This is a genomic window from Mesorhizobium sp. RCAM 06353, from assembly GCF_059683585.1.
Window position 1 is genome coordinate 4,367,611 of record NZ_CM185031.1, and the last position, 24,924, is coordinate 4,392,534.

Genomic DNA, 24,924 nt, shown 5'->3' on the forward strand with positions numbered 1-24,924 from the left:
TCCGGCCGCCGGTGGAAACGCCATCAATCATAGTGAGCCGCGATCAAAGTCGCCGAAGGCAAGACGCCCATCGCGTTTCATGGCTTACTCCATGCGGCTTCGGACTGATTTGCGACGGTGGGGCAGGATGCGGGAAGATCTGTTCAGCGACGTTCGGCTTGTGGAGTGGGTTCCGGAAGCGGCACCCGGTGGGTTTGATCCGGGCGGTGGCGAACGAAGCTTTGGCGAAAATTTCTATCAGACTTCAACAAACCCAACGCTAGTGGCGTTGTCGTTCTTGACGTTGAATGCGCTCGGGTATCCTCGATGCAGCGGATGAAGCGTGCATTGTCGGAACCAAGTCGCGAAGTGAAACCGATCCGTTGGTTGTAGCCGAACGCTTGGACGTGAAAGTCCGGCCACATCCCAATGCGGAATGTCGCTAACCTGCTCGTTCAAAACCCTAATCGCTTCGCTGCTGGTCTTAATTTCCTCCAAAGCAGATTCGACGAGACCCGTTGCAGTCGACGGGGTGCTTTGACGTTAGGGGTGTAAATGGTGGGACAGATACTTTTCATCCCTCGTGAGCTCGATGCCAACGAGCCGCGCGTCGCGGCATCGCCCGATACGGTGAAGCGGCTGGCGGCTCTGGGCCTCGACGTGGTTGTCGAAAGCGGGGCCGGCACCAGGTCACGCATTCCCGACGAGGAGTTCGCCAAGGCGGGCGCCACCATTGGCAAGGCCGGCGATGCCGCCAAGGCTGATGTGGTGCTGAAAGTGCGCCGGCCGGGCGAAGCGGAGCTGAAGGCCTATCGGCCCGGAACCACCGTCATCGCCATCATGGATCCCTATGGCAACGATGCCGCTGTCGCAGCACTGGCCAAGGCCGGCGTCACCGCGTTCTCGATGGAGTTCATGCCGCGCATCACCCGCGCCCAGTCGATGGACGTTTTGTCCTCGCAGGCCAATCTTGCCGGCTACCAGGCGGTGATCGACGGCGCTTCGGAATATGATCGCGCATTGCCGATGATGATGACGGCGGCGGGCACCGTGCCGGCGGCGAAAATCTTCATCATGGGCGTCGGCGTCGCCGGCCTGCAGGCGATCGCCACGGCGCGTCGCCTTGGCGCGGTCGTCACCGCGACTGACGTTCGCCCCGCCGCCAAGGAACAGGTCGCCTCGCTCGGCGCAAAATTCCTGGCGGTCGAGGACGAGGAATTCAAGGCAGCCGAGACGGCCGGCGGCTACGCCAAGGAGATGTCGAAGGAATACCAGGCCAAGCAGGCCGCGCTGACTGCCGAGCACATCGCCAAGCAGGACATCGTCATCACCACCGCGCTGATCCCCGGCCGTCCGGCGCCCAAGCTGGTTTCGGCGGCGATGGTCGCCTCGATGAAGCCGGGTTCGGTGATCGTCGACCTCGCAGTCGAGCGCGGCGGCAATGTCGAGGGCGCCGTGCCGGGGCAGGTGGTGACGACGGCCAACGGGGTAAAAATCGTCGGCCATCTCAACGTTCCCGGCCGCGTCGCGGCTTCAGCGTCGCTGCTTTACGCCAAGAACCTCTTTACCTTCGTCGAGACGCTGGTCGACAAGGCGACGAAGACGCTCGCGATCAAGCGCGACGACGAGTTGGTCAAGGCAACCATGCTGACCGACGCCGGCAAGGTGGTGCATCCGGCTTTCGCCACGGCGGCGGCAGAGCCGCCAAAGGGCCGGCATGTCGAACCGGCGGCGATCCCGGCGAAGACCATGGTCGCCGACGCATCGGTGAAGAAAGCCACAGCGAAAAGGGCCGCCGGCAAGAAGGCCGCCACGGGCAAGTCCGCCGCCAAGCCGAAGGGGATCGCGTGATGGATCAGACCTTGCAGAAAGCCCTCGACCAGCTCGATCAGGCGTCCGCCGCCGTCCGGCTTGCGGTGCAGAACCTGGCCAATGCCCCCGGCGACGCCGATGCGGCGGGCGATGCCGCGCACGCTTTGTCCGGCGGCGCCATCGATCCCTTTGTCTTCCGCTTCGCCATCTTCATCCTGGCGATCTTCGTCGGCTACTACGTCGTATGGTCAGTGACCCCGGCGCTGCACACGCCGCTGATGGCCGTCACCAACGCCATTTCCTCGGTCATCGTCGTCGGCGCGCTGCTTGCCGTCGGCATCTCGGCCTCCGGCGTCGCCACCGGCTTCGGCTTCGTTGCGCTGATGCTGGTCTCGGTCAACATCTTCGGCGGCTTCCTCGTCACCCAGCGCATGCTGGCCATGTACAAGAAGAAGGACAAGTAGAGCGCCATGAACGCCAACTTCGCGTCCTTCCTCTATCTCGTCTCCGGCGTCCTGTTCATCATGGCACTGCGCGGCCTGTCGCATCCGACCACCAGCCGCCAGGGCAATCTCTACGGCATGATCGGCATGGGCATCGCCATTGCCACCACGCTGGCACTGGCGGCCCCGTCTGTCCCGTCGGCCGGCCGCTACTGGCTGATCGTCCTCGGCCTCGCCATCGGCGGTTCTGTCGGCGCGGTCACCGCGCGGCGCATCGCCATGACCTCGATGCCGCAGCTGGTTGCCGCCTTCCACTCGCTGGTCGGCCTTGCCGCCGTCATGGTGGCGGCTGCCGCTATCTATGCGCCGGAAAGTTTTGGCATCGGCACCGTTGCCGATATCCACGCCCAGGCGCTGATCGAGATGAGCCTTGGCGTCGCCATCGGCGCCATCACCTTCACCGGCTCGGTCATCGCCTTTTTGAAACTCGACGGCCGTATGTCGGGCAAGCCGATCATGATCGGCGGCCGCCACTTCATCAACGCCGCGCTTGGCATCGCGTTGATTGTGTTGATCATCCTGCTCGTCACCACCGAGTCCAAGCTGGTGTTCTGGCTGATCGTCGCGGCCTCGCTTCTCCTCGGCATCCTGCTCATCATCCCGATCGGCGGTGCCGACATGCCGGTAGTCGTCTCGATGCTCAACTCCTATTCTGGCTGGGCCGCCGCGGCACTCGGTTTCACGCTCGGCAATCTGGCGCTGATCATCACCGGCGCGCTGGTTGGCTCGTCCGGTGCGATCCTGTCCTACATCATGTGCAAGGGCATGAACCGAAGCTTCATCTCCGTCATTCTCGGCGGCTTCGGCGGCGAGACGGCGGCAGCTGCAGACGACGGCATCGAGCGCACGGTCAAGCAGGGCTCGGCCGACGATGCCGCCTATCTGATGATGAACGCGCAGAAGGTCATCATCGTGCCCGGCTACGGCATGGCTGTCGCCCAGGCGCAGCACGCGCTGCGCGAAATGGCCGACAAGCTCAAGGCCAACGGCGTCGACGTCAAATACGCCATCCACCCGGTCGCCGGCCGCATGCCCGGCCACATGAACGTGCTGCTGGCCGAAGCCAACGTGCCCTACGACGAGGTGTTCGAGCTTGAGGACATCAACTCGGAATTCGCGCAGGCCGACGTCGCCTATGTCATCGGCGCCAACGACGTCACCAACCCGTCCGCCCGCGACGACAAGTCGTCGCCAATCTACGGCATGCCGATCCTCGACGTCGACAAGGCGCGCACCTGCCTGTTCGTCAAGCGCTCGCTCGGCTCCGGCTATGCCGGCATCGACAACACGCTGTTCTACAAGGACGGCACCATGATGCTGCTCGGCGACGCCAAGAAGATGACCGAGGAAATCATCAAAGCCATGGGGCATTGAGCAAGGGAGCCGCTATCAATAGCGAGTCAATCTTCATGAGTGCCATCAAGAACACGTCAGCGGGCAGCTGGTTGGTCCAGACCGCCGCTTGATCGGGTCTTTAGTAGCCGCCGATACTGGGTCGGCGTCACTCCCTTCTCAAGCATGAAATGGCGGTTGAAGTTTGAAATATTCTGATATCCAACTTGGAAGCAAACGTCCGTTACCGGCGCGTCAGTCTCCGTCAGGAGTCTGCAACATTGGCCAATACGCAGTATCCTGACGTAGTCGCGGAAATTGTGCCCTGTATTCTTCCTGAAGAACCGGCAAAAAGTCGGACCGGTCATACCAACCAGTCGCGCGGCCTCTGACATGCTCACGGTTTCATGGAGATTGTTGAGGACATATTCCAGAACCAATTGCACGATCGCCGAATTGCTCGGCACCAGATCGGGCGAAAAATGCTCGCTCGATAGCGTGTGACGCTCATCAGAACTGGCAAGCAGATATATGAGGTTGAGGAAAAGCATCAGCCGCTTAAATCCCTGAGCTTCGCCCATGTCTTCGATGAAGTCGGCCGCTTGAAGGGCAGTCGCACCATAATAGTGTAGGCCCCGCCCGGCGGCGGAAAGAAACCCCTCTAGGTCCGACATTTCCGGGAATGTGTCCCGTGCCGATCGCAACATGTTCGGATCGAACTGGATGACGATGTCGCGCCCCTGGATGATTTCTCCAGGTTTGATGTCGGTTACCCAATTGTGCGGCAGATTCGATCCCACCACACCGAGATATCCTGGAGTGAAATGGCCGATGTGGTCTCCGACGAAGACACGGCCGATCGACTTTCGAACCAGATGGATTTCGAATTCTGGATGATAGTTCCACTGGCCGAGGGCGCAAGGATAGTCATCCTTCCGCCAAACGAAGCTTTTTCCTGGTTCCGTCAGTATGCGCTCGAGGCCAGGGCGGCCAACATTCGGCGTCTGCGTTGATTGCCTATGTAAAACCTTGAGAGTCACCGCGCTCTGTCCCGCTGCAACGTCGCGGTGCGCGCGACACAGTTTCGCTACCTTTGCACCCTGGATTCTCATATTCAAGAAGAAAGCTAGTGCTTGATTTCAGAAATATCGGCGCGTTCGTGGGTTTTTTGCAGAGCAGCAGAAAATGCGTATCGGGTCTTGGAAAATAGGGTCCTAGTGACATTGCGTCCCTTCCCTGAGAGTCGGTGCATCTTCAGGCTCGAGGTTCCTCCCAAGCCCTGAGCGCCGAGGGAGCCTGGGCTCCACCCCAGGCTCCCTCGTTTCTTGCTGGCACCGAGGCCGCCGTCTGTCGGTCGTCCTCGGTTCTGGCCCAACCAAGAGCGGATCCGATGAAAGCCCTCGTCCTTGAACGTCAAAGAGAACTCTCTCTTCGTGAAATCGATCTGCCCTCGGCGGTGGGACACGGGATGGTCAAGGTTAAGGTCGACACGGTTGGGATCTGCGGCAGCGATGTCCACTATTACACGCACGGGCGCATAGGTCCCTTTGTTGTCCAGCAACCGATGGTGCTGGGCCACGAGGCAGCCGGTACTGTCGTAGAAGTTGGTATTGGCGTGTCGGCATTTGTCGCTGGTGATCGCGTTTGCATGGAGCCCGGAGTCCCCGACCTGTCGTCGCGAGCCTCCAAACTTGGTCTATACAACGTAGATCCGAGCGTAACGTTTTGGGCGACGCCTCCGATCCATGGTTGTCTGACATCCTACGTGGTGCATCCCGCTGCGTTCACGTTCAAGCTGCCAGACAACGTCTCGTTTGCCGAAGGCGCCATGGTCGAGCCGCTCGCAGTTGGCCTGCAGGCCGCATCCAAGGCACGCATTCGGCCCGGCGATGTTGCCGTCGTCGTGGGCGCTGGCCCGATCGGGATCTTGGTCGCGCTAGCGGCGCTTTCGGGTGGTTGCAGCCGAGTGATCATCGCAGACCTCGTTCCGGAGAAGCTCAGTATCGCCCAACAATATCCGGGCGTGATTGGTGTAGACATCAGGCATAAAACGTTGGGGAGCGAGGTCGCCGCTGTGACCGCAGGGTGGGGGGCTGACATCATTTTCGAGGCAAGCGGCAGCCCGAAAGCCTTCCCTCAGCTCTTCGACTGCATCAGGCCCGGAGGATGCGTTGTCCTAGTCGGCATGCCAATCGAGCCGGTAGTGGTCGACGTCGTCGCGGCGGCTGCCAAAGAGGTACGAATCGAGACGGTCTTTCGCTACGCCAATGTCTTCGACCGGGCGATCGAAATGCTCTCGTCGGGCAAGCTGGACGTCAGGCCGCTGATCTCAAGAACGTTTTCCTTTGATGACAGCGTCATCGCTTTCGAGCGTGCTGCAAAAGGGCTGCCTGGCGATGTGAAACTGCAGATCAAAGTGGATCCCTGATCACGAGGCTTAGCGACTTCGCCGCCGCCTCACAGCGGTCTCGGCGAAACCTGCCGAAGGCACGATAGCAATCCACCGTTCAGGAAAATGCGACACATGATGCAGCACACCTCATCCAAATTGTCCTCAAAGACCCTTACGTCGTTGCCCGAGCACGTTGCTATCCCAAGGTATGATCGTCGATCGGTCCGGGCTGGCATTGCTCATATCGGCGTTGGAAACTTTCATCGAGCCCATCAAGCCCTCTATGTTGATCGCTGTCTCCAGCTCGCGGGACAGGAGGCTTGGGGTCTTCTCGGCATCGGGCTCGGCGCCGGGCCGGGCCCCGCGCGGAAGGCGTCAGATTTGCAACGTCAGGACTGCCTCTTCACGCTCACCGAATACGCATCCAATGGCGCCGTCGCTGTTCGCGTCATCGGTTCGATGGTTGACTACCTTCACGCACCGGCCGATCCCGCCGCCGTCCTTGACCGTCTAGCAGACCCAGCCATTCGCATTGTCTCGCTGACTATCACCGAAGGCGGCTACAACATTGACGAAGCGACCGGGGAGTTCGATCTCTCACATCCTGACGTCGAACATGATCTTTCTCAGCCGCAGTCGCCTCGAACAGCCTTCGGCTTCGTTGTCGAAGCGCTCAATCGCCGCCGCACCTCAGGTGTCGGTCCATTCACCGTCATGACCTGCGATAACCTCCGGCATAACGGCGATGTTGCCCACCTTGCCTTCACCTCATTTGCTCGCGCCCGAGACGCAGGCCTCGCTGACTGGATGGAGAGACACGTCTCATTCCCGAACAGCATGATCGATCGCATCACGCCGATGGTGGACGAGTCCGAACGCCAGAGACTCAACCGGGAAAATGGCGTCGACGACCTTCGGCCCGTGATGGCGGAAGACTACCTCCAGTGGGTCATGGAAGATCGATTTTGTGCGGGCCGTCCAAATTTTGAAGCCGTGGGTGTCGATTTGCGCGACGACGTTCGCGAGTTCGAGAAGATCAAGGGTCGCATGCTCAACGCCTCGCATATGACCCTCTGTTTTCCGGCGCTTCTCCTCGGATATCGTGAAGTGCACGAAGCCATGGCAGACAAGCGTTTGAGGCGTCTGCTTGAACTGTACATGGAGAAGGATGCGATCCCGCTGCTTGCGGCACCTGCGGGCCTCGATCTTCACGGCTATAAGCAGATGGTTTTGCGACGGTTCGCCAATCCCGCAATCCATGACCAACTGCTCAGAATTTGCGGCAATGGCGCCGTTAAGCTTCCGACCTTCCTGTTCAAGACGCTTGCCACTTGTTTGAACGAGGGCAGCGATATCACGCGATTTGCATTCGTTTTCGCATGCTTTCACCACTACCTGAAAGGTCAAGACGAGGTAGGCGCTCGGTTCATCCTTGATGAACCCCATATCAGTGCTTCAGAACTCGAGGCGGCAACCGTGGACCCGCGTGGGGTGTTGGGACTTGGCTCATTCGCCAGTTTGGATCTTGCGGGCTCTTCCGCTTTTGTCGCGGGATATATGTCCTGCGTCGATATGATTGCGACAGGCGGAGTGGCAAAGGCACTTGAAGCGGCGATCACCACCAGTGACTGAGATCGCGGGTGGGTCGGCAAGCCAGGCGGCTGAAGCCTGCGGTAGAGCCCACTATCACCTATCCAAATACAGAGACGCCTTCGGCGGCAGTATTGACACTGGACACGCCGAACGCGTGGTGATGTGCTATCGAGGCCGCGCCGATCGCGCATTCAAACTCTCCCAATACCGACAGGCGGAGTTCCGGAGGCCGCATGCCTGGAACGATCGATTTCGCAACACTCGTTTGGAGCCGGTCAATGATTGCCTGGAGGACAGGCAGCATCGCTCCGCCCAAGATGACTGTGCTTGGATTGAAAGTGTTGACCAGCGTCTGAAGCGCATTGTTCAAATGAAGAAAGACAGATTCAATGGCCGCGCGGGCTGCCTTGTCGCCCGAGCCGGAGCGTTTAGCCACCAGAGCGGGAAGCAAAGCAAGATCATCTGCGGACAGGTGCGCGCTGTCATCATAGGCGCGTGCAAGGGCGGCGATATTCACCCACGTTTCAAGACACCCTCGCTGCCCGCAACTGCAAATCGGGCCATTCTCCGTAACGCGGATATGTCCCAGTTCGGCGGCTGTACCAGACGCGCCCCGCAACAGTCTGCCATTGAAAATGGCCGCCCCGCCGCATCCGGTTCCGAGCTTTAGATAGACTATGCAGTCCTGCGGCAGCGCCGGAACGGTATAGGCAGCGCCCAGAGCTGCAGCATTGGCGTTGTTCTCAACAATGGCGTCAAGCTTTACGGTATCTTGTAAGATGCCCAGCAGGTTGACGTCGCTCCAGCCAAGGATAGGGAGATGGACGACAAAGCCATCCGACCGGACCAAGCCGGGCACGGTCACGCCCATCGCGCGAATGCGCCCGCGATATTTCAATTTCCGCTCTAACGACTTTTCATGGCTCCGGATAGCATCGACGGCGTCCGTCGCGGTCATGGATTCCGATATCGGTATTTTCGCCGTTTCGACGGTTTGCGCCGCCATGTTAAGAAGCGCAAAACGCATGACGCCAACGCCGATTTCCGCACCAAGGAAATAGGCACCGCCGGGATTGATTGCGATCGCAACTCCTGGCCGCCCCAGCTCTTTGCGGTTTGCGACCCGCCGCGCGCCCGCGCTTTCCATGACCAGTTCGCGCTGCGAAAGGTCATCGACGACGTTTGTGATCGTTGCGGGCGTCAACGCCAGACGTCTGGCCATGTCGGCGCGGCTCGTCGGCCCTTCGGTCCTAAGCACGGTCAGGACGCGCAACTCGTTCACATGTCTCGCAAGCGTCTGATAGCCCATTTTGCAAAGCCTGCTGTGTTCCAAGCATGTTGCTATCTGAGCAGTCGTGACGAAATCAAGCGGAAAACTGCCTCGGTCATTCCAATGTTCCGGAAAGGCTTGAAATCAAGGAGATTTTTTAGTAGTTAGTTAATTGCATGAATAAATTATTGTCGATACGAGGATAGGTGACCTACGCAGGTTCCTGGCTCTCGCATTGGCAACCGGCGACAAGCACGGGACCACGCAATCTGGCGGTTTTGCTGCAATGGGGATCTAGCCATCATGATACCCGAGCATGTGGTCATTGATGACAAATCTGGTCTCATGACGCCCAACACAGGGCGCTACAGGAAGCGCCTAAGCGAATTGCGTGGCCTTTTCCAGGATGCCCAAGTACTCGAGGCCGAAATCCGGGCCAAGGGCGACCCGATCGTTTATGAAGTGATCGAATACAAAAAGGGTGGAAGTGATCTGTTTTTTGGGACAACCGCGATTTTGCCGGGGAAGGTCAATGCGGAATATTACATGACCCGGGGTCACTTCCACAAACGCCGGGACATGGGCGAAGTCTACTACACAAGAAACGGCGCCGGTATCCTGCTCCTGGAGTCCCCTGATGGCGAGACCAACGTGATCGAGATGAGGCCGGGGACATGCGCTTTCATAGCTCCGAATTGGGCGCACAGGTCGATCAACATTGGCGCCGAAAGCTTGGTCTTTATGTGGGTCTGTTCGGTGGACGCCGGTCATGACTATGGACAGATCTTGCGCACCGGGATGCGAAAGATCGTCGTCGAGAGGGAAGGGAAGGTCGCCGTTCTCGACAATCCGGGCATGGTGCCATCACCGTGACGACGATGCTCCATCGGCATCCGGCCCGAAGTGGTGACACAATGAACAGCTGGCTTACGACTCTTCCGGCGTTCGCGAGGCGCCTTGGAGCAGCAACTCTTCTCACGCGCCCGGTGGCGATCCTTGCAGCCAGCACAGTCTCGAATGCGCGAGGTTAGAATGCAGCTCAACGGCAAAATAGCAGTCGTTACAGGGGGCGGCCGGGGGATTGGACGCGCGATCGCTGAGCGCTATGCGGGCGAGGGGGCAAGGGTCGTTGTCGCGGACATAGCCTTGGCGGACGCCGAAGATGTGGCTGGGCGTCTGCCGTATGGCGCCATACCTGCCCAGGTCGATGTAGGCTCCCGCAACTCAATCGAGGCGTTCGTTGCTGACATCACACGACGCGTCGGCGGCATTGACATTCTGGTCAACAACGCAGCGGTGTTCGATCTCGCACCCCTTCTTGAAGTGGAAGAGACGAGTTTTGACAGGCTGTTCCAGGTCAATGTGAAGGGCCTATTTTTCATGATGCAGACGGTGGCCCGCAACATGGTCGATGCCGGGCGGCTGGGAGCAATTATCAACATGGCCTCTCAAGCCGGGCGGCGAGGTGAACCTGATTCAGCTGTCTACGCTGCCACCAAGGCCGCTGTAATCAGTCTTACGCGATCCGCTGCCCTTGCTTTGATCGGACACGGCATTCGCGTCAATGCGATTGCGCCGGGCGTAGTGGAAACGCCAATGTGGGACCAGGTCGATGCTCTGTACGCTCGGCTCGAGCAACTGCCGCTCGGCGAGAAGAAAAGACGGGTTGGCGCGTCTGTGCCCTTTGGGCGCATGGGACGACCAGACGAGATAGCGGGGGCGGCAGTTTTCCTTGCTTCGGCTGACGCGCAGTACATCATTGGTCAGACGCTCAACGTTGATGGCGGCAATGTAATGAGCTGACGGTCCAGGCGAAATACGAGCCGCCTCGGCTGATGGCCCGATCGCGGGCGTGGACCGGTACTCCCCCAATCATCAAAGCTGTCATTCGGATGTCCTCGCGAGAGGAGTCGATCTAGATTCCAGCAACGCGCACCGAACCCCGCATTGGCGATGCCGCTAGTGGGATATTTCCGGCAATGGTGCTGTTTGAGCCGTTTTTTTGCAGAGCAGCAGAAAATGCGTATCAGGAGTCCGAAACACCGGCGCTGGTTTTTCGCCCTTGCGCATTCTCTTATGGTGCTAGTCGCGCTTCCCGTCGAAGTTCGGCCCGGGAGGATGAGAAATGGTAGGAGAGCCTCACGGCAGTCTGAGCGTTGCCGACATGGCGGCCAGGAGGCCGGCAGTTGCCGATCGGGATTCACTTTACGCGAGGCTTGCAAGCCGACCTGAAGTAGCTGGAGCCATTTTGCTCGCCGTCATGGCCATATTTCTGTCCGCTGCCACGCCAACGTTCCTAAGCCAAGAGAACGTATTGTGGGTCCTTTACAGTTTTGCCGTAATTGGGTTGGCCTCCATCGGCATGTTGCTCGTGCTGGCGGCGGGCGACATCGACCTGTCCATAGGAGCTCAAATCGGCTTGGCTGCAATCATTGCCGGCCGGATAGTCTTCCACCATCCCGAAACTCCCGACGTTCTGGTTTTTGGCGCATCGATTGCGTCGGGCATGATTTTTGGTTTGATCAACGGGATCATCGTTACAAAGTTCAAATTTAACGCGTTCATTGCTACGCTGGCTACCGGGTACATTGGCCGCGGCGTCATCGTAATAATATCCGAGAGCAGGAATTTAACCGGATTTTCTGATAACCTTTCATTCGTCGGACAAGGTCGAATTCTTGGGATTCCAAATCTCGTTTTGATCCTGCTTGTACTTGCCGTTTTTGGACTTGGGTGCTGCGAAAAACAGTTTTCGGCAAGTACCTCTTCGCGATAGGCGGGAACGCTTCGGCCGCCCGACTGTCCGGCGTTCCGGTCGATCGGATTCGTATGCTGGCCTTTGTCCTTTGCGGGGCGATGGGCGCTCTGGCGGGATTTTTGCTGGCGTGCCGGCTCGGCGTGGCGGAACAAACGATCGGCGTTGGCTACGAGATGGAAGCTGTCGCTGGCGCGGTGATCGGCGGTGTGTCCATCTTTGGAGGAATTGGCAGCGTCTTAGGCGTTGTCATCGGCTCTGCCGCAATGGCTGTCATCCGAAACGGCCTCGTACTGCTCCAGATCGGCGCGATGTGGCAGCTGCTAGCAACCGGCAGCATCATAGTCGCTGCAGTGTCGATCGACGGTATTCGTCGCAAGATACGTGGATGAAATCCAAAGCTGTCCAAACAAGCCGATGCTTGCCGGCTCCTCAAAATATTCGTCGAGGCATGAACTCAACGATACGAAGTCAACTGGGAAAGGAACGGGAAATGTCAAACTTTACGTTGGGAAAACTGAGGTGTTCTGCATTGCTTGCGTCGGTGCTCCTCGTTGGGTCGTCTGTGGTGCCGATGACCAGCGCTGCCTACGCTCAGGACAAGAAGCCAGTCATTCGTTATGTATTCAAGTTTTCGACCAAGTGGTGGCCACCCGAGATCGACAAGAAAATTCAGGAGAACGCTGCCAGGCTCGGCGTTGATTATGAGGTGGTTGGTCCCGAGAACGGCGACATCGCAAAGCAAGTCGAAATGATCGAGAACTACGTATCGGACAAGGTCGACGCGCTTGTCGTCTCGAGCCTGGGCCCCGCAACGTGCCAAGCGGTGGATGATGCTATCGCGGCCGGCGTCCCGGTGGTCATGGGCGACGGTGACTGCTCGGAGAGCACCCGCCTGGGCTATTACGGTTCGAACAACCTGTCGCTGGGCGCAGATGCTGCGACGCTGTTTGCCGAGGCCGTGAAGGACAAAGGACATCAGAAGGTTCTGGTGGTGACAGGAACACCCGGAGCTCAGAATCTCCAGGAGCGCGAACAAGGTTTCAAGGACAAGGTGAAGGACCTTGCGCTTGACGTCGAGTTTCTTCCCACGATCCCATGCTACGAAGACACCCAAAAGGCGATCGACGCGATCGAGTCATCCTTGCGCGCGGATCCCTCAATTACAGCCGTCTATGTGACCGCGCTCTGGCCGTTCCAGGCGTCGGCTTACCCCTGATGACCGCAAGGGCCAAGGAAGGAAAACTCGTCGTTGTCAACGTCGACGCCTTTCCCAACGGCCTGAAGCTGGTGGAGGATGGCTATATCTATGGCCAGGTTTCCCAGAACCTCGGTCAATTGACCGCCGGAATGGTAGAATATGCAAATCAAGTCGCCCTCAAAGGCGTCAAGTATCCCTCCGTCTGCAATTTGGCCAACCAGTTGATCACCAAGGACGGTGGGTCTGGCAGGATCAGCGCCGCGGAATTCAACAAGAAAATCTGGACAGACTTCGACTGGGACACACATCCCGTCCAGGTCACAGACTGCCAGTAGCGCCAACATTATTTGCCGCCGGGGTTTCGCTCGGCGGCAAATTCTGGCGATGCGACGCCCAATAGGTATCGATCGAAGAACGGGAACTCACGGCAATCGCGTGGCGGTTCCGCGCCGGAGCAGACAATGAGCTTGAACGATATCGTCCTCAGCGCCCGAGGCATCAACAAAAGCTACGCCTCGCAGCGTGTTCTTGAGGACGTCGACTTGGATATTCGATCCGGCGAGATCCTCGCCCTCATCGGCGAAAACGGTGCGGGCAAGTCGACCCTGATGAGAATTCTGGCTGGCGCAACGCGACCCGACGACGGCGTGGTTTCCTATGGCGGCGAAGCGGTCGTGATCGGGAATGTCATGCATGCGCAGAGCCTGGGCATTGCCATGATTTATCAAGAGTTGAACCTGGTCCAAAGCCGCACTGTTGCCCAAAACATCTACCTTGGCCGCGAACCCCTTCGGAGGGGCGGGCTGGGCTGGCTGGGAGTCATTGATCGCCGGGAGCTTCACCTCAGGGCGCAACGGGCTCTGCGGACTGTCGGCTCGAAAGCCTCGCCTGGCACGATATTGTGGGATCTTAGCGCGGGCCAACAACAACTCGTGGAGATCGCCAAGGCGATTTCCTTTGATGCCAAGGTTCTTTTTATGGACGAGCCGACGTCTTCGCTCTCCGAGGAAATGGCCGACAGTTTGCTAACGCTCATGTGCGAACTGCGTTCGCAAGGAATGGCCATTGTCTTTACGACCCACAGAATGCCGGAGGCTTTCAGGGTCGCGGACCGGTTTGTCGTTGTTCGCGACGGCAGGAATGTTGGCAAAGCTGGCGCGAAAGACATCGACGAGGCGACCATTGTTGAATGGATGGTGGGTCGGCCTATGGATCAGCATTACCCAAAACGTGCGGTTCAGATCGGCCAAACTCCTGTCCTTGAGGTTAGCGGGCTCAGTGGGGGGATGGTCAAGGATGTGACATTTTCGGTGCGCGCCGGCGAGATTGTCGGCTTTGCTGGACTGGTTGGCGCAGGAAGAAGCGAGATGGCTCGCCTGATTTTTGGCGACCAAGTGCCGAGTGCGGGGCAGATTCTCTTGAACGGGAAACCAGCGCTCAATCGGTCACCGCGAGAGGCGATACGGCGCGGCATTGGCCTTGTGCCTGAGGATCGCAAGAAAGACGCGCTCGTTCTCGACCACTCGGTGCGCGAAAATATGATCCTGGCCGCCCTTCCCAAGCTCTCAGATTTCGGGGTGGTTCGCAGCAGGCGCGTTTCCAGGGTCACATCCCAATACACCGAACAACTTGGGATAAAGTTGCGTTCACTTGATCAGACCGTCGCTGGTCTGAGTGGCGGCAACCAGCAAAAGTGCGTCCTCAGTCGGTGGCTTGTCCTTTCGACCGAGGTCCTCATTCTCGACGAACCAACGCGGGGTATCGACGTCGGCGCCAAGGCAACGATCTACAAACTGATCGGGGACCTGGCCGCGGAAGGCTTGGCTGTGATTTTCATCTCCTCGGATCTGCCAGAAGTGCTGGGTCTGAGCGATCGCGTTTGCGTCATGTCCGAAGGGCGGATCATGGCAACCCTTGATCGATCCGACGCGACCCCCGAATTAGTCATGAGGTATGCAAGCCATGTCGCACGGTAACGCCCGGCCTTCGCAAGCCAATCCAGGGACAAGGAGTGTGGAATTGGAGGCAGAGCCAAGTGGGTTGATACTGCAAGAAACCTTCGCATCGTCGAGGCAGTCCATGATGACAGTGTTGCGAGACCTGCTGCGCCGCAAGGAGGCGACCGCGGTTCTCATCCTTGTTTTACTGTGCCTCTCGCTTGCGGCGATGAATGAAAATTTCGTCAGTGAGCGCAACCTCACTCTCGTTGCGCGCTCGCTTTCGTTCGTGGGGATTGCCAGCCTTGGTGCCATGGTTGTGCTTTCCGCTGGGCAACTGGACCTGTCCGTTGGCTCCTGCATGGGCCTTGCCGGCGTTCTCGCCGCATACTTCACGGTGAATCTCGGGTTGTCGGACGCCGCAGTGCTTCTTCTGGTTTTGGCCGCTGGGGGACTCTACGGCCTTGTAAATGGCGCTCTCGTCGTCGGCTTGGGTCTGAATTCGCTTATCCTCACCCTCGCAACCGGATTGATGGGGCGCGGCCTCATCTATGCGCTGACAAATGGGATGCCTATCAGCGGGTTTTCTCGCGGACTGAGGTATCTGGGTGTGGGTTTCTATCTCGGCATCCCAATCCCCGTCTGGCTGATGGCGATCCTTGCGTGCGTATTCACTTGGCTCATGTCGCGCACGACATTCGGCTGGCGCATCTACGCCATCGGCGGCAACGAGGAGGCGGCTCGCCTTTCCGGTGTTCCTGTTGGCCGCCTGAAGATCTCGGCCTTCGTGATTGCCGGGATCATGGGTGCATTTGGAGGGCTACTGCTTACGGCGAGGCTGGGCAGTGGCGAGATTAGCGTCGCGACCGGCTACGAACTCGACGTTATCGCGGCCGCTGTGATCGGCGGTCTCAAGTTCGGCGGTGGGGGCAGTGGGGTGTCGGCTATCGGGATTCTCTTGGGCGTCGCAATAATGTCCGTACTGAGAAGCGCGCTGTCGTTGATGGATGTTCCAAGCGCTTTTCAACCGATCGTCCTTGGAGGGGCGATATTGCTGGCGATGGGGCTCGAACGGATCCGGGCGCAGCGGACTTCCTAATTTTGTGACGCGCTGCTCGACATGTTTCAGTCAGGCGATGCCTCGATATGAGAAGCAAATTCAATTGATAGCACAAGGGAGTAAACCGCATGGATCTTGGTCTTCGCGACAAGGTTGCCGTTATCACGGGAGGCAGCACCGGCATCGGCCTCGCCATCGCTCAAGGACTGGCAGCTGAGGGCGCGCATGTTGTCCTAGCAGCGCGTCACGCGGACCGCGTGAGGGAAGCGCAGTTGCTGGTAAGCAGCAAACACGGCGTTCGAGCTCTCGGTGTCGAGTGCGACGTTGCTACAGTCGAAGGCGTTGACACGCTTGTGAGCTCGGCTCGCCGAGAGTTTGGTGGCGCAGATATCCTGATCAACAACGCCGGGACCGGAAGCAACGAAACCATCATGGATGCACCCGACGAGAAGTGGCAATATTATTGGGACATCCACGTGATGGCAGCGGTGCGGTTGGCTCGTGGCTTCGTGCCGCAGATGCGTGAGCGCGGCGGCGGCGTGATCCTTCACAATGCCTCGATTTGCGCTGCCCAGCCGCTCTGGTATGAGCCGATCTACAACGTCACAAAGGCAGCACTCGTCATGTTCTCCAAGAACCTGGCGAATGAGGTTATCAAGGACAATATCCGGGTGAATGCGGTCAACCCCGGACTGACAAAGACGCCTGACTGGATCAAGACTGCCAAGGAACTGACTGCCGACAGGGGCGGGGATTGGGAAGCCTACCTGACGGAGGTCGCGACCGAGCATGCGCCCATTGGGCGTTTTGCGTCACCCGAGGAACTGGCCGACTTCTTCGTGTTTCTCTGCTCGGAAAGGGCAAGTTACTCAGTGGGTTCGACCTATTTTGTCGACGGAGGCATGCTCAAGACTCTTTGAGGCCCATCCTTCGTTGTGGAAGTTCTTTCGCGAAACAGGTGCGCGACCGAAAATCAAACACAGCATTGGTGCGCTTCGGCCAGGTAAGATCGACAACTCAACGCAGCCGGAAGGATGTATCATGGGCGAGGCTTGGACCGTTGCGTGGTCGCACGGCCATATGACCGTTCACGCAAAAAGCGGGATGATTGGGGCCACCAGACTGTTGCTGGAAGACGGGCGTTGGGTAGCGCCGTTCTACGAAGCTCCTTGGCTTGGAGAAAGCGCGCCCGACGATGTCTCGCTGCTCGCAAATTTGCGTGGAGAGTTCGCTTGCCTACCTTTTGGACGCGCGTATGGAGATGCCGATGGACTGCCAGACAGATGGCTTTTGGCAGCCAAAACGCCCATTGACGACATGGACGGTGAACTGACCGGAAGTGACCTGTTGCCGCATGGCCTTTGCTCAAACGCAAGATGGTCGTTGGTCACGCAATCTCCCGGGAATTTGGTGATCGCGATTGAATATCCCGAACCTTCGCCGATCGGCCGTCTTGTGCGCAAAGTGCAAGGTCTGCCCGGCGAGGCGGCATTTAAGATTTCTGTCGAGGTTGAGGCGCGTCGACCGTGTCGGCGCCCCTTTGGGTTTCATCCCAATTTTGCGCTGCCCGGCAAACCAGGGTCGTACCGCATCGTGCCCGGGAGGTTCAGCTTCGGAATGACCCATCCGGTCGGCGAAGCTGATGTGTCCGCTGCCCAACCCGACGAAAACTTTGACAACTTATCTCGTGTGCCGGTTCGAGATGGCGGAACCCGACCTTTCGACCTCCTGCCTCTGGCCGACAACACTGAGGAGATTCTGCAGCTCTGCGGCACAGGGGGCATTGCTCACCTTTTCGACGATGCGGAGCGAACATGCTGGTCGCTGACTTGGGATCCGGAAGCGTTGCCGTCGTGTGTCCTCTGGCTCAGCAATCGTGGGAGGCGCCACTCGCCATGGAATGGCAGGAATCTCTGTGTCGGTATCGAACCCGTGATCTCGGCTTTCGATCTCGGTACGCAGGTGGCACTCGCACCAAATCCGATTGCGGCGGCAGGCGTGGCAACTGCCGCACGGTTCGTGCCGGGCAAAGCTTCCACCTTCGATTTACAGATCGGCGCACGTAGCGTCGATTACGGCCAGCACTCAAAGTCGGCTTGACACGAAGCTTCTAGCGAATTTATTTGTTTAATGAGTAAATAATATGGAGGAGTATGAGGGATCGAGACGCTAAAGTTCTGGAAACGTCATGAGCCGGACGAGAGGATTCGACAAGCAGATGACTGAAAACGAGGATAGGCGCCTCAAGGTGGGTGTGCTGGGCTGTGGCCCCATCGCGCAGGCAGCGCACTTTGAAAGCGCAACGAAGGCCCGCAACGCCGAGCTCTACGCGGTTTGCGACGTGGCGGAAGACCTCCTCCAGCGGATGGCGGTCGCCCACGGTGCGCGAAAGACGTTCACGGACTACGAGCGGATGCTCGCCGACCCGGACCTCGATGCGGTAATCATTGCCACCTCCGACACCTTCCATGTCCCAGCGGCGACGATGGCGCTGGAGGCGGGCAAACACGTGCTTTGCGAGAAGCCAATCGGCGTCTCGGTCGAGGAGGTCGAGGAACTCGCGGAGGTGGTAAAGCGGTCGGGACTTCTTCTGCAGGTCGGCCACATGAAGCGCTTCGACGAGGGCGTGCAGAGCGCCAAGGCATTCGTCGAAGGGGAAATGGGGGCAATGCTCGCGCTAAAGGCCTGGTATTGTGACAACACGCACCGTTACCGGGTCACAGATGCCACCCAACCACTGATGGTCCGCAGCAGCGCCGTGAAGCGCCCGCCCGGCAACCCCAAGTCGAACCTGAAGTCCTACTACATGTTGGCTCACGGAAGCCATCTGGTCGACACCGCGCGGTTCCTCGGCGGCGAGATCGTCGAAGTGGACGTGAGGTTGCGCGAGAGCTTCGGCTCGTACTGCTGGTTTGTGAACGTGAGCTTCGCGAGCGGCGCGTTGGGCCATCTCGACCTGACCCTCCCGGTTCGCATGGACTGGCACGAGGGCTTCCAGATCTACGGCGAAAACGGGAGCGTGCTCGCCCGAACATACAATCCCTGGCTCTACCGCTCCAGCGATGTCGATATCTTCCACGAGGCGACCGCGACCACCACGCGCGTGCTGGGAGCGGACGGCCACTTCTACCGCCGCCAGTTGGAAGGTCTTGCGGCATCGGTTCTCAACGGCGCCCCAATGGCAGGCGCTGACATCACAGATGGTATTGCGTCCGTCAGGGCCATGGTGGCCATCGCGCGTTCTGCTGATAGCGGGAGGCCGGTCCGCCTCGCCGACGTCTCCGGAGCGCTATGATGAAGCTCGGGGTATTCGCCAAGACGTTCGAGGGATGCACGCCGATGGGCGTCCTGCGGGCGGCGCGCGACGCAGGCTACAGGGCGGTACAGTACAACATGGCGTGCTCGGGGCTGGGGCCGCTTCCCGCCAGCATTACCGAGGAAGCCGCTGACGCCGTCGCGGCCGCCGCGGAGGAGACCGGGGTAGAAATCGCGGCGGTTTCCGCGACATACAACATGACGCATCCGGACATGGAGAAGCGTGCGCAAGGCCGTCGGAGCTTCGAGGCCATCGCAGCGGCCTCGCGCCGCATGGGCAGCCGCCTCATCACAGTGTGTAGCGGGAGCCGCGATCCGGACGACCAGTGGCGGTACCATCCCCACAACGACACCGGGGCCGCATGGCAAGAGATGGTTGCCGAATTCCGCCATCTCGTCCCGATCGCCGAGCGCTATGACATTACGATCGGAGTCGAACCGGAACTCGCCAACATCGTAAACTCGGCGGCGCGAGCCCGGGTACTCGTTGACATGTTTCCGTCGGGACCGATCCGCATCGTGCTGGATCCCGCCAACCTGTTTGAGCAGGAGGACGCTGACCGCGCGAGGGAAATCATCGACCAGTCCATCGAACTTGTCGGCGATGATATCGCGCTGGCCCATGCCAAGGACCGCCATGCCGATGGCAGTTTCGCAACAGTTGGCAGGGGAGTGATCGACTGGCCGCACTACCTTGCTGCGCTGGATCGCGCCGGTTTCGATGGCACGCTGGTGACGCACGGACTGAAAGCCAGTGAGGCGGGCGAAGTCGCGCGCTTCCTCGCCGGGAAGATCGACGCGGCCGGTAAGCAGTAATGGAAAGGGACATTCATTGGAGCGAGGGACTGGCCCTCTCTGTAGCCACCTACGGGAAGGGGCGGCCGATGGTTTTCCAGCACGGGCTCTGCGGCGACGCGCGCCAACCCGCGGATGTGTTTCCGAACGGAATCGGCTGGAGTGCCGTCACCCTGGAATGTCGGGGGCATGGACGCTCTGAGGCCGGATCTCCTGAGGACTTTTCGATCGCTTCCTTCGCCGATGACCTGATCTCTCTGATCGAGGCGCGGGATTTCACCCCTATGCCGCTCGCCGGCATTTCCATGGGAGCGGCCATCGCCCTGCGCGTCGCGGTGCGGCGTCCAGACCTTGTGTCGGCCCTGCTGCTGGCGCGCCCCGCATGGCTGGACAGGGCCGCGCCGGTCAACATGCAACCAAATGTCTTCATCGCCGGGCTGTTGCGCGACCATCCTCCCGTTGAAGCCAAGGAGATCTTTGACCGCTCTCAGCTCGCCGTCGCCCTGGCCGAGGATGCCCCGGACAACCTTGCCTCCCTAAGGGGGTTTTTCGCGCGAGAGCCCGTGGAGACAACACGGGAGCTCCTGTCCAGGATCTCAATGGACGGGCCAGGCGTCGACCAGGAAGATATCGCTGCCCTGCGCGTTCCGGTCCTCGTGATCGGCAACGCCCGAGACGCGGTCCACCCTTTGGGGATGGCCCGGAAACTGGCGGCTCTGATACCCGGCGCGCGCTTTGCACAGGTCACGTCAAAGTCCGACAGCCGGGACCTATACCGCAGCGAGTTCCGCGCTGCCGTTGCATCTTTTCTTCAGGATTTTTTGCCATGAGACCTTCCCATAACTGGCTTGACGAACTGCCTCGCGAGCGGCTGCTCGCTGAGATGTCCCTCTGGTCTGCAGACCTCGGCCGGATGTCTGATGAGATCGGACGCGTTGACGGGTTTGCCGACCTCTATCATCTGGACGTGGCTGACGGCCACTTCTCGCCCGACATTCTGCTCTTCCCCGACTTGGTCAGGATGATACGACGGAGCACCGCAAGGCCACTCCACGTCCACCTGATGGTGGACGACTCGATTCTGATGGCCCAGATCAGACAGTTTGCGGACGCGGGCGCCGATGCGTTGAGCATCCATGCGGAGAACCGCCATGTGGAGGAAGGCCTTGGGCTCGTTGCCGAACTCGGAATGGTCGCCGGCCTCGTCCTCCAGCTTCATACTCCGGTTACGGTTGTCGATCGGTTTCTTGACCGCCTCGGTATCCTCACGCTGCTTGGCACCCGGATTGGAGTAAAGGGCCAGGACCTGGACGGGCAGGCGACTGCACGGCTTACCGAGGCGAAGGACATGATCTCCCGCGCCGAGCAAACGCGTCGCATCCTGCTCGCGTCTGACGGCGGCAACCGCCAGCACACGGTGCCACTCCTTAGAGCGGCTGGAGCCGAGACCGTCGTGCTGGGTTCCCTGGCTTTCAATGATCCCGACCTTCCACAGCGTATGACCTGGCTTCATGCGCTTCCTCAGGGGGCCTGACCCATGTCGGGCAAACTCGCGGTCGGTATGGACCTTGGCGGGACGCAGGCCCGGGTCGCGTTGGTCCGCGACGGTCAAGTCGTCCGCCGCACGGCGGAGCGGACGGACGTAGCGGGCGGCCCCGCTGCCGTCCTCGCACAGTTCGATCGCATGATCCGGGGTGTCTGTAGCCGGGAAGAGAGGGTGGCCTTGGTCAGCGTTGGCGTCAGCGCTCCGGGCCCGCTCGACACTGACACCGGGACCGTCCTCCACATCCCGACGCTCCCCGGATGGGAGGATTTCCCGCTTCGCGAGGTGCTCGGACGCGAACTTGGACTGCCGGTCACTGTGGAGAACGACGGCATCGCGGCGGTTTACGGTGAATGGAAGTTCGGCGCGGGACGAGGACTTCGGCACATGGTCTTTGTCACGGTCAGCACAGGAGTCGGTGGCGGAGCCGTAGTCGACGGAAATCTGCTCCACGGCCGCCGGGGAATGGCGGCGCATATGGGCCACTTCCGCATGGCTCCGGACGGCCCCCAATGTTCATGCGGCGCGACGGCCTGCTTCGAAGCCTTCGCTGCCGGGACTGCCTTGGCCCGGCGTGCGAGGGAGGCGAGTCGCTCGGGTGAAGGTTTCCTCTCGAAGGTGGCAGGCGAGAGGCAAGTGGAAACGCGCGACGTTGTGGCGGGCGCCCGCGAGGGCGACGAAATCTGCATTTTCCTACTCGCGCAGGAAGCAGACTACCTCGGGCAGGGATTCACCGGCCTGATACATCTTTTCAGTCCAGAATGTGTGGTGATGGGCGGAGGGGTTTCGAACGCGTTTGATCTGATGTCCGAACGGATTCATGCCGTCATCCGTCGCGACGCGATGCAGCCGTTCAAGGAAGTTCCGGTCGTGCTGGCCGAACTCGGCGACAACGCAGGCCTCGTGGGCGCGGCGGCGCTCTCACTCGAACAGAATCAGCGGAACTGACTGAGGAGGTATGCATGTACTTGGAGAAATTCGAACTTGGCGGCAAGACGGCCCTCGTGACGGGGGGCGCACGCGGCATCGGAGCCGCGTGCGTCGATGCCCTGCTCGAAGCAGGCGCGCGCGTGATCGTCGCCGATTTCAGCCAAGAGAACCTGGAGGAAGCGCGGACAAGGCTCAGTGACGCCGATGTCTCCTTCGAGCACGTCGACGTCACTGACCCTGACGCGGTAAACCGCATGGCGGAGCGCGTCGGCACGGTCGACATCCTGATCAACAATGCAGGGATAGGGCGGCAAGCCGCGGCCGAGGACACCTCGGACGCCGAGTGGCGCGAGGTCATGGATATTAACCTGAACGGGGTCTTCTGGTGCGCCCGCGCTTTCGGCCGCCGCATGATCGAGCGTGGCAGCGGATCCATCGTAAACGTCGGCTCGATGGCCGGAGAGATCGTGGTCCGGCCGCAGAAGAACGTCCACTACAACGCGTCTAAGGCCGCCGTCCATCACGCGACCCGCTCGCTGGCGGCGGAGTGGGCGCCACGCGGTGTCCGCGTCAACGCCGTCGCGCCGGGCTTTATCGAGACACCGATGAACGCTTTTGCTCTGAAGCAGGACGTAGAGATGACACGGGTGTGGCTCGGGAACACCCCCATGGGTCGCGTCGGCCAGACGCACGAGATCGCATCCATCGTGCTGTTCTTGGCTTCCGATGCTTCGAGCCTGATGACGGGGGCGATTGTCGTCGCCGACGGCGGCTACACTGTGTGGTGAAGAATTCCCCTTCTACGTGAGCACACGGATATCGGCGGGCGAGTTGAAGTGGCCGTGACGAACCCGACGGCTAACCGTTAATCAGCGTGCGTGCAGGGATAGGGCCGTTGATGACGCTTCTCGACTTTGCCTTCAGAGATTTCATTGACGCACTTGAGACCGCCTATGATGAGGTTGGCTTCAAGGGTGCCGCTGACCGTCTTGCTGCGCGACTAGGCTACCGATGGTTTGCCTATCTCGGGTTTTCGGAACCAGCGCTCAAGGTGCTCTCTTCCTATCCAAATTCATGGGCGCGGCAGTATGTCGAGCAACGGTACGAGGATATCGACCCCGTGGTCGGACTGGCACGATCGTCGCAACGGTCGTTCCAATGGGATCGCCGGACGTTGCGACTGTCAACCGCGCCTCAGCAGCGCTTCTTCTCCGAGGCCGCCAAATTTGGCATTCAAAGCGGAGTGACGGTTCCGATACGCGGAGGCTTTGGCCGCTTCGCCGCGTTTACACTTGCGGGCGACCTGAACACAGACCTCGAGATTCGTACTACTGAATCGATGGATCTCCTGCAACTTGCTGGACTCTACTATCATGCTCACGTCTACGCGAAACTCCAACTCGGCCTGACCCGGGTTGCCGACGCGCCACTCACCCAAAGAGAGTTGCAGTGCCTTTCTTGGGCGGCGCGCGGAAAGAAGATGCAAGAGACCGCGAAAATTCTCGGTATCACCACACGAACAGTGGTCTTCCATCTTGAGAATGCCCGGTCAAAGCTGAGCGCGTCCACGGTAGCGCAGGCAGTAGCCGAGGCCGCCCACCGCGGCCTTATCTTGTCGTGAAAAAGCGCTCGACTCTGGTTCTCATGAGACCGCCGCGGGCGCAGTGACGCCCCGATTTGCTTGGTCTGATCGACATCTCCCGTCCATGCACCACCCATCTCTACTGCAGCCGTGGGTGCAATCGGCCAAATTTACGCTGGAGCTTCCGCGCATACTCACCCTGTAAAACCCCACAGCTACGCGACCCGGCCCGCCGTGCTCTTTGTTTCTCACAAACAAAGGAGCCTGCTGCCATGCGCGTAATTCCAGTTACTCATTCGGACTACGCAGACTTTCCTGATCTGATCGCGAGCATGCACCGCTTGCGCTACCGCGTGTTTCGGGATCGTTTGAATTGGGATGTTTCTGTTTCAGGCGATATGGAGATCGACGCCTACGACACGCTTGAGCCGACATACATCATGGCTGTCGACGACAGCAACTCGGTGGTCGGCTGTGCGAGGCTGCTGCCGACGACAGGACCAACGATGCTGGCGAACACCTTTCCAGCGCTGCTTGGATCGAATCTCCATCCGCGAAGCGACAGAATATTCGAAAGTTCGCGCTTCTGTGTGGATACAAGCGCGGCGGACAGCGTGGCCTCAACTGGGCTTCGTGACGCGACGTTCAGCCTGCTTGCGGGGATTCTCGAATGGGGACTCGCGAAGGGTCAAGAGGCGGTAGTCACAGTAACGGACGTTCGATTTGAGCGCATCCTAAGGCGTGCTGGATGGCCATTGGAGCGCTTTGCTCCGCCCATGCAGATTGACAACACAAGGGCGTTGGCCGGTTACCTGCCGATCTCTGAATCCGCGCTGATGAACGTTCGCGAGATGGGGCAGCTCAAAGGGTCCGTGCTCACGGGTCGCATTATCCCACCGGTAGCGGCGTGATGATGGCTGCTGCG

At 59.8% G+C, this 24,924-nt stretch carries 25 protein-coding genes; 23 read left to right on the forward strand and 2 right to left on the reverse strand.

The features are described from left to right. Positions 1 to 537 precede the first annotated feature (537 nt). Genes AC56QX_RS21005 through AC56QX_RS21015 form a run of 3 tightly spaced genes read left to right on the forward strand, consistent with a single transcriptional unit; the run spans position 538 to position 3,668 of the window. Entirely contained in the window at positions 538 to 1,830 is a 1,293-nt protein-coding gene (locus AC56QX_RS21005) for a Re/Si-specific NAD(P)(+) transhydrogenase subunit alpha (protein ID WP_497110339.1), read from the forward strand. After that, on the forward strand, positions 1,830 to 2,255 hold the full coding sequence (locus AC56QX_RS21010) for a proton-translocating transhydrogenase family protein (protein ID WP_497110340.1): 426 nt from the start codon (positions 1,830 to 1,832) through the stop codon (positions 2,253 to 2,255). Before AC56QX_RS21005 ends, AC56QX_RS21010 begins: the two co-directional genes overlap by 1 nt. 6 nt (positions 2,256 to 2,261) lie before the next feature. Beyond that, entirely contained in the window at positions 2,262 to 3,668 is a 1,407-nt protein-coding gene (locus tag AC56QX_RS21015) for an NAD(P)(+) transhydrogenase (Re/Si-specific) subunit beta (RefSeq protein WP_497110342.1), read from the forward strand. Between the two features lie 56 nt (positions 3,669 to 3,724). Here the strand turns inward: AC56QX_RS21015 and AC56QX_RS21020 are convergent, their stop codons facing one another. Next, positions 3,725 to 4,666 (reverse strand): helix-turn-helix domain-containing protein, encoded by a 942-nt coding sequence (locus AC56QX_RS21020; protein WP_497110344.1) that lies wholly within the window; start codon positions 4,664 to 4,666, stop codon positions 3,725 to 3,727. A gap of 350 nt (positions 4,667 to 5,016) precedes the next feature. Between AC56QX_RS21020 and AC56QX_RS21025 the strand changes: the two genes are divergently transcribed. Next, positions 5,017 to 6,054: an NAD(P)-dependent alcohol dehydrogenase gene (locus AC56QX_RS21025; RefSeq protein ID WP_497110346.1), complete on the forward strand. Its 1,038-nt coding sequence runs from the start codon at positions 5,017 to 5,019 to the stop codon at positions 6,052 to 6,054. Positions 6,055 to 6,150: 96 nt separating this feature from the next. Further along, the gene (locus AC56QX_RS21030) at positions 6,151 to 7,650 is read left to right on the forward strand and encodes a mannitol dehydrogenase family protein (RefSeq protein WP_497110347.1); all 1,500 of its coding nucleotides are present in this window, start codon (positions 6,151 to 6,153) and stop codon (positions 7,648 to 7,650) included. Between the two features lie 58 nt (positions 7,651 to 7,708). Here AC56QX_RS21030 and AC56QX_RS21035 read toward each other — a convergent pair whose 3' ends face one another. Further along, positions 7,709 to 8,920 (reverse strand): ROK family protein, encoded by a 1,212-nt coding sequence (locus tag AC56QX_RS21035; RefSeq protein WP_497110348.1) that lies wholly within the window; start codon positions 8,918 to 8,920, stop codon positions 7,709 to 7,711. A gap of 264 nt (positions 8,921 to 9,184) precedes the next feature. On the opposite strand from AC56QX_RS21035, the gene AC56QX_RS21040 reads away from it, so the two are divergent. From AC56QX_RS21040 to AC56QX_RS21125, 18 genes are all read left to right on the forward strand, one after another. After that, on the forward strand, positions 9,185 to 9,754 hold the full coding sequence (locus tag AC56QX_RS21040) for a glucose-6-phosphate isomerase family protein (protein WP_497110349.1): 570 nt from the start codon (positions 9,185 to 9,187) through the stop codon (positions 9,752 to 9,754). 159 nt (positions 9,755 to 9,913) lie between these two features. Next, positions 9,914 to 10,684, forward strand: a complete 771-nt coding sequence (locus tag AC56QX_RS21045; RefSeq protein ID WP_497110350.1) for an L-iditol 2-dehydrogenase — start codon at positions 9,914 to 9,916, stop codon at positions 10,682 to 10,684. Between the two features lie 322 nt (positions 10,685 to 11,006). After that, the gene (locus AC56QX_RS21050) at positions 11,007 to 11,657 is read left to right on the forward strand and encodes an ABC transporter permease (protein ID WP_497110352.1); all 651 of its coding nucleotides are present in this window, start codon (positions 11,007 to 11,009) and stop codon (positions 11,655 to 11,657) included. After that, a complete protein-coding gene (locus tag AC56QX_RS21055; protein WP_497110354.1) occupies positions 11,615 to 12,028 on the forward strand; it encodes an ABC transporter permease in 414 nt (137 codons plus the stop codon). The genes AC56QX_RS21050 and AC56QX_RS21055 overlap by 43 nt, the downstream gene beginning before the upstream one ends. 101 nt (positions 12,029 to 12,129) lie before the next feature. Beyond that, the gene (locus AC56QX_RS21060) at positions 12,130 to 12,855 is read left to right on the forward strand and encodes a substrate-binding domain-containing protein (RefSeq protein WP_497110355.1); all 726 of its coding nucleotides are present in this window, start codon (positions 12,130 to 12,132) and stop codon (positions 12,853 to 12,855) included. Then, the gene (locus AC56QX_RS21065; RefSeq protein WP_497110357.1) at positions 12,855 to 13,172 is read left to right on the forward strand and encodes a hypothetical protein; all 318 of its coding nucleotides are present in this window, start codon (positions 12,855 to 12,857) and stop codon (positions 13,170 to 13,172) included. Before AC56QX_RS21060 ends, AC56QX_RS21065 begins: the two co-directional genes overlap by 1 nt. A gap of 126 nt (positions 13,173 to 13,298) precedes the next feature. After that, positions 13,299 to 14,813 carry a sugar ABC transporter ATP-binding protein gene (locus tag AC56QX_RS21070; protein WP_497110358.1) on the forward strand — a complete coding sequence of 505 codons (1,515 nt, stop codon included), beginning with the start codon at positions 13,299 to 13,301 and terminating at the stop codon, positions 14,811 to 14,813. A gap of 103 nt (positions 14,814 to 14,916) precedes the next feature. Continuing rightward, positions 14,917 to 15,873 carry an ABC transporter permease gene (locus AC56QX_RS21075; protein ID WP_497110359.1) on the forward strand — a complete coding sequence of 319 codons (957 nt, stop codon included), beginning with the start codon at positions 14,917 to 14,919 and terminating at the stop codon, positions 15,871 to 15,873. A gap of 89 nt (positions 15,874 to 15,962) precedes the next feature. Further along, positions 15,963 to 16,754 carry an SDR family NAD(P)-dependent oxidoreductase gene (locus AC56QX_RS21080; RefSeq protein ID WP_497110361.1) on the forward strand — a complete coding sequence of 264 codons (792 nt, stop codon included), beginning with the start codon at positions 15,963 to 15,965 and terminating at the stop codon, positions 16,752 to 16,754. A 13-nt stretch (positions 16,755 to 16,767) separates the two neighbouring features. Then, complete coding sequence (locus AC56QX_RS21085; protein ID WP_497110362.1) at positions 16,768 to 17,934, forward strand: hypothetical protein; 1,167 nt, start codon at positions 16,768 to 16,770, stop codon at positions 17,932 to 17,934. Positions 17,935 to 18,052: 118 nt separating this feature from the next. Then, positions 18,053 to 19,129, forward strand: coding sequence for a Gfo/Idh/MocA family protein (locus AC56QX_RS21090; RefSeq protein ID WP_497117834.1), 1,077 nt, complete (start codon positions 18,053 to 18,055; stop codon positions 19,127 to 19,129). Continuing rightward, on the forward strand, positions 19,129 to 19,965 hold the full coding sequence (locus AC56QX_RS21095) for a sugar phosphate isomerase/epimerase family protein (protein ID WP_497110364.1): 837 nt from the start codon (positions 19,129 to 19,131) through the stop codon (positions 19,963 to 19,965). The genes AC56QX_RS21090 and AC56QX_RS21095 overlap by 1 nt, the downstream gene beginning before the upstream one ends. Beyond that, a complete protein-coding gene (locus AC56QX_RS21100) occupies positions 19,965 to 20,774 on the forward strand; it encodes an alpha/beta fold hydrolase (RefSeq protein ID WP_497110365.1) in 810 nt (269 codons plus the stop codon). The genes AC56QX_RS21095 and AC56QX_RS21100 overlap by 1 nt, the downstream gene beginning before the upstream one ends. Next, on the forward strand, positions 20,771 to 21,478 hold the full coding sequence (locus tag AC56QX_RS21105) for a ribulose-phosphate 3-epimerase (protein WP_497110366.1): 708 nt from the start codon (positions 20,771 to 20,773) through the stop codon (positions 21,476 to 21,478). Before AC56QX_RS21100 ends, AC56QX_RS21105 begins: the two co-directional genes overlap by 4 nt. A 3-nt stretch (positions 21,479 to 21,481) precedes the next feature. Further along, positions 21,482 to 22,435, forward strand: coding sequence for an ROK family protein (locus AC56QX_RS21110; protein ID WP_497110367.1), 954 nt, complete (start codon positions 21,482 to 21,484; stop codon positions 22,433 to 22,435). Positions 22,436 to 22,449: 14 nt separating this feature from the next. Next, positions 22,450 to 23,205, forward strand: coding sequence for an SDR family NAD(P)-dependent oxidoreductase (locus tag AC56QX_RS21115; RefSeq protein WP_497110368.1), 756 nt, complete (start codon positions 22,450 to 22,452; stop codon positions 23,203 to 23,205). A gap of 110 nt (positions 23,206 to 23,315) precedes the next feature. Beyond that, positions 23,316 to 24,038: a LuxR family transcriptional regulator gene (locus AC56QX_RS21120; RefSeq protein ID WP_497110370.1), complete on the forward strand. Its 723-nt coding sequence runs from the start codon at positions 23,316 to 23,318 to the stop codon at positions 24,036 to 24,038. Between the two features lie 233 nt (positions 24,039 to 24,271). Further along, on the forward strand, positions 24,272 to 24,910 hold the full coding sequence (locus AC56QX_RS21125; protein WP_497110371.1) for an acyl-homoserine-lactone synthase: 639 nt from the start codon (positions 24,272 to 24,274) through the stop codon (positions 24,908 to 24,910). The last annotated feature ends 14 nt before the right edge of the window (positions 24,911 to 24,924 follow it).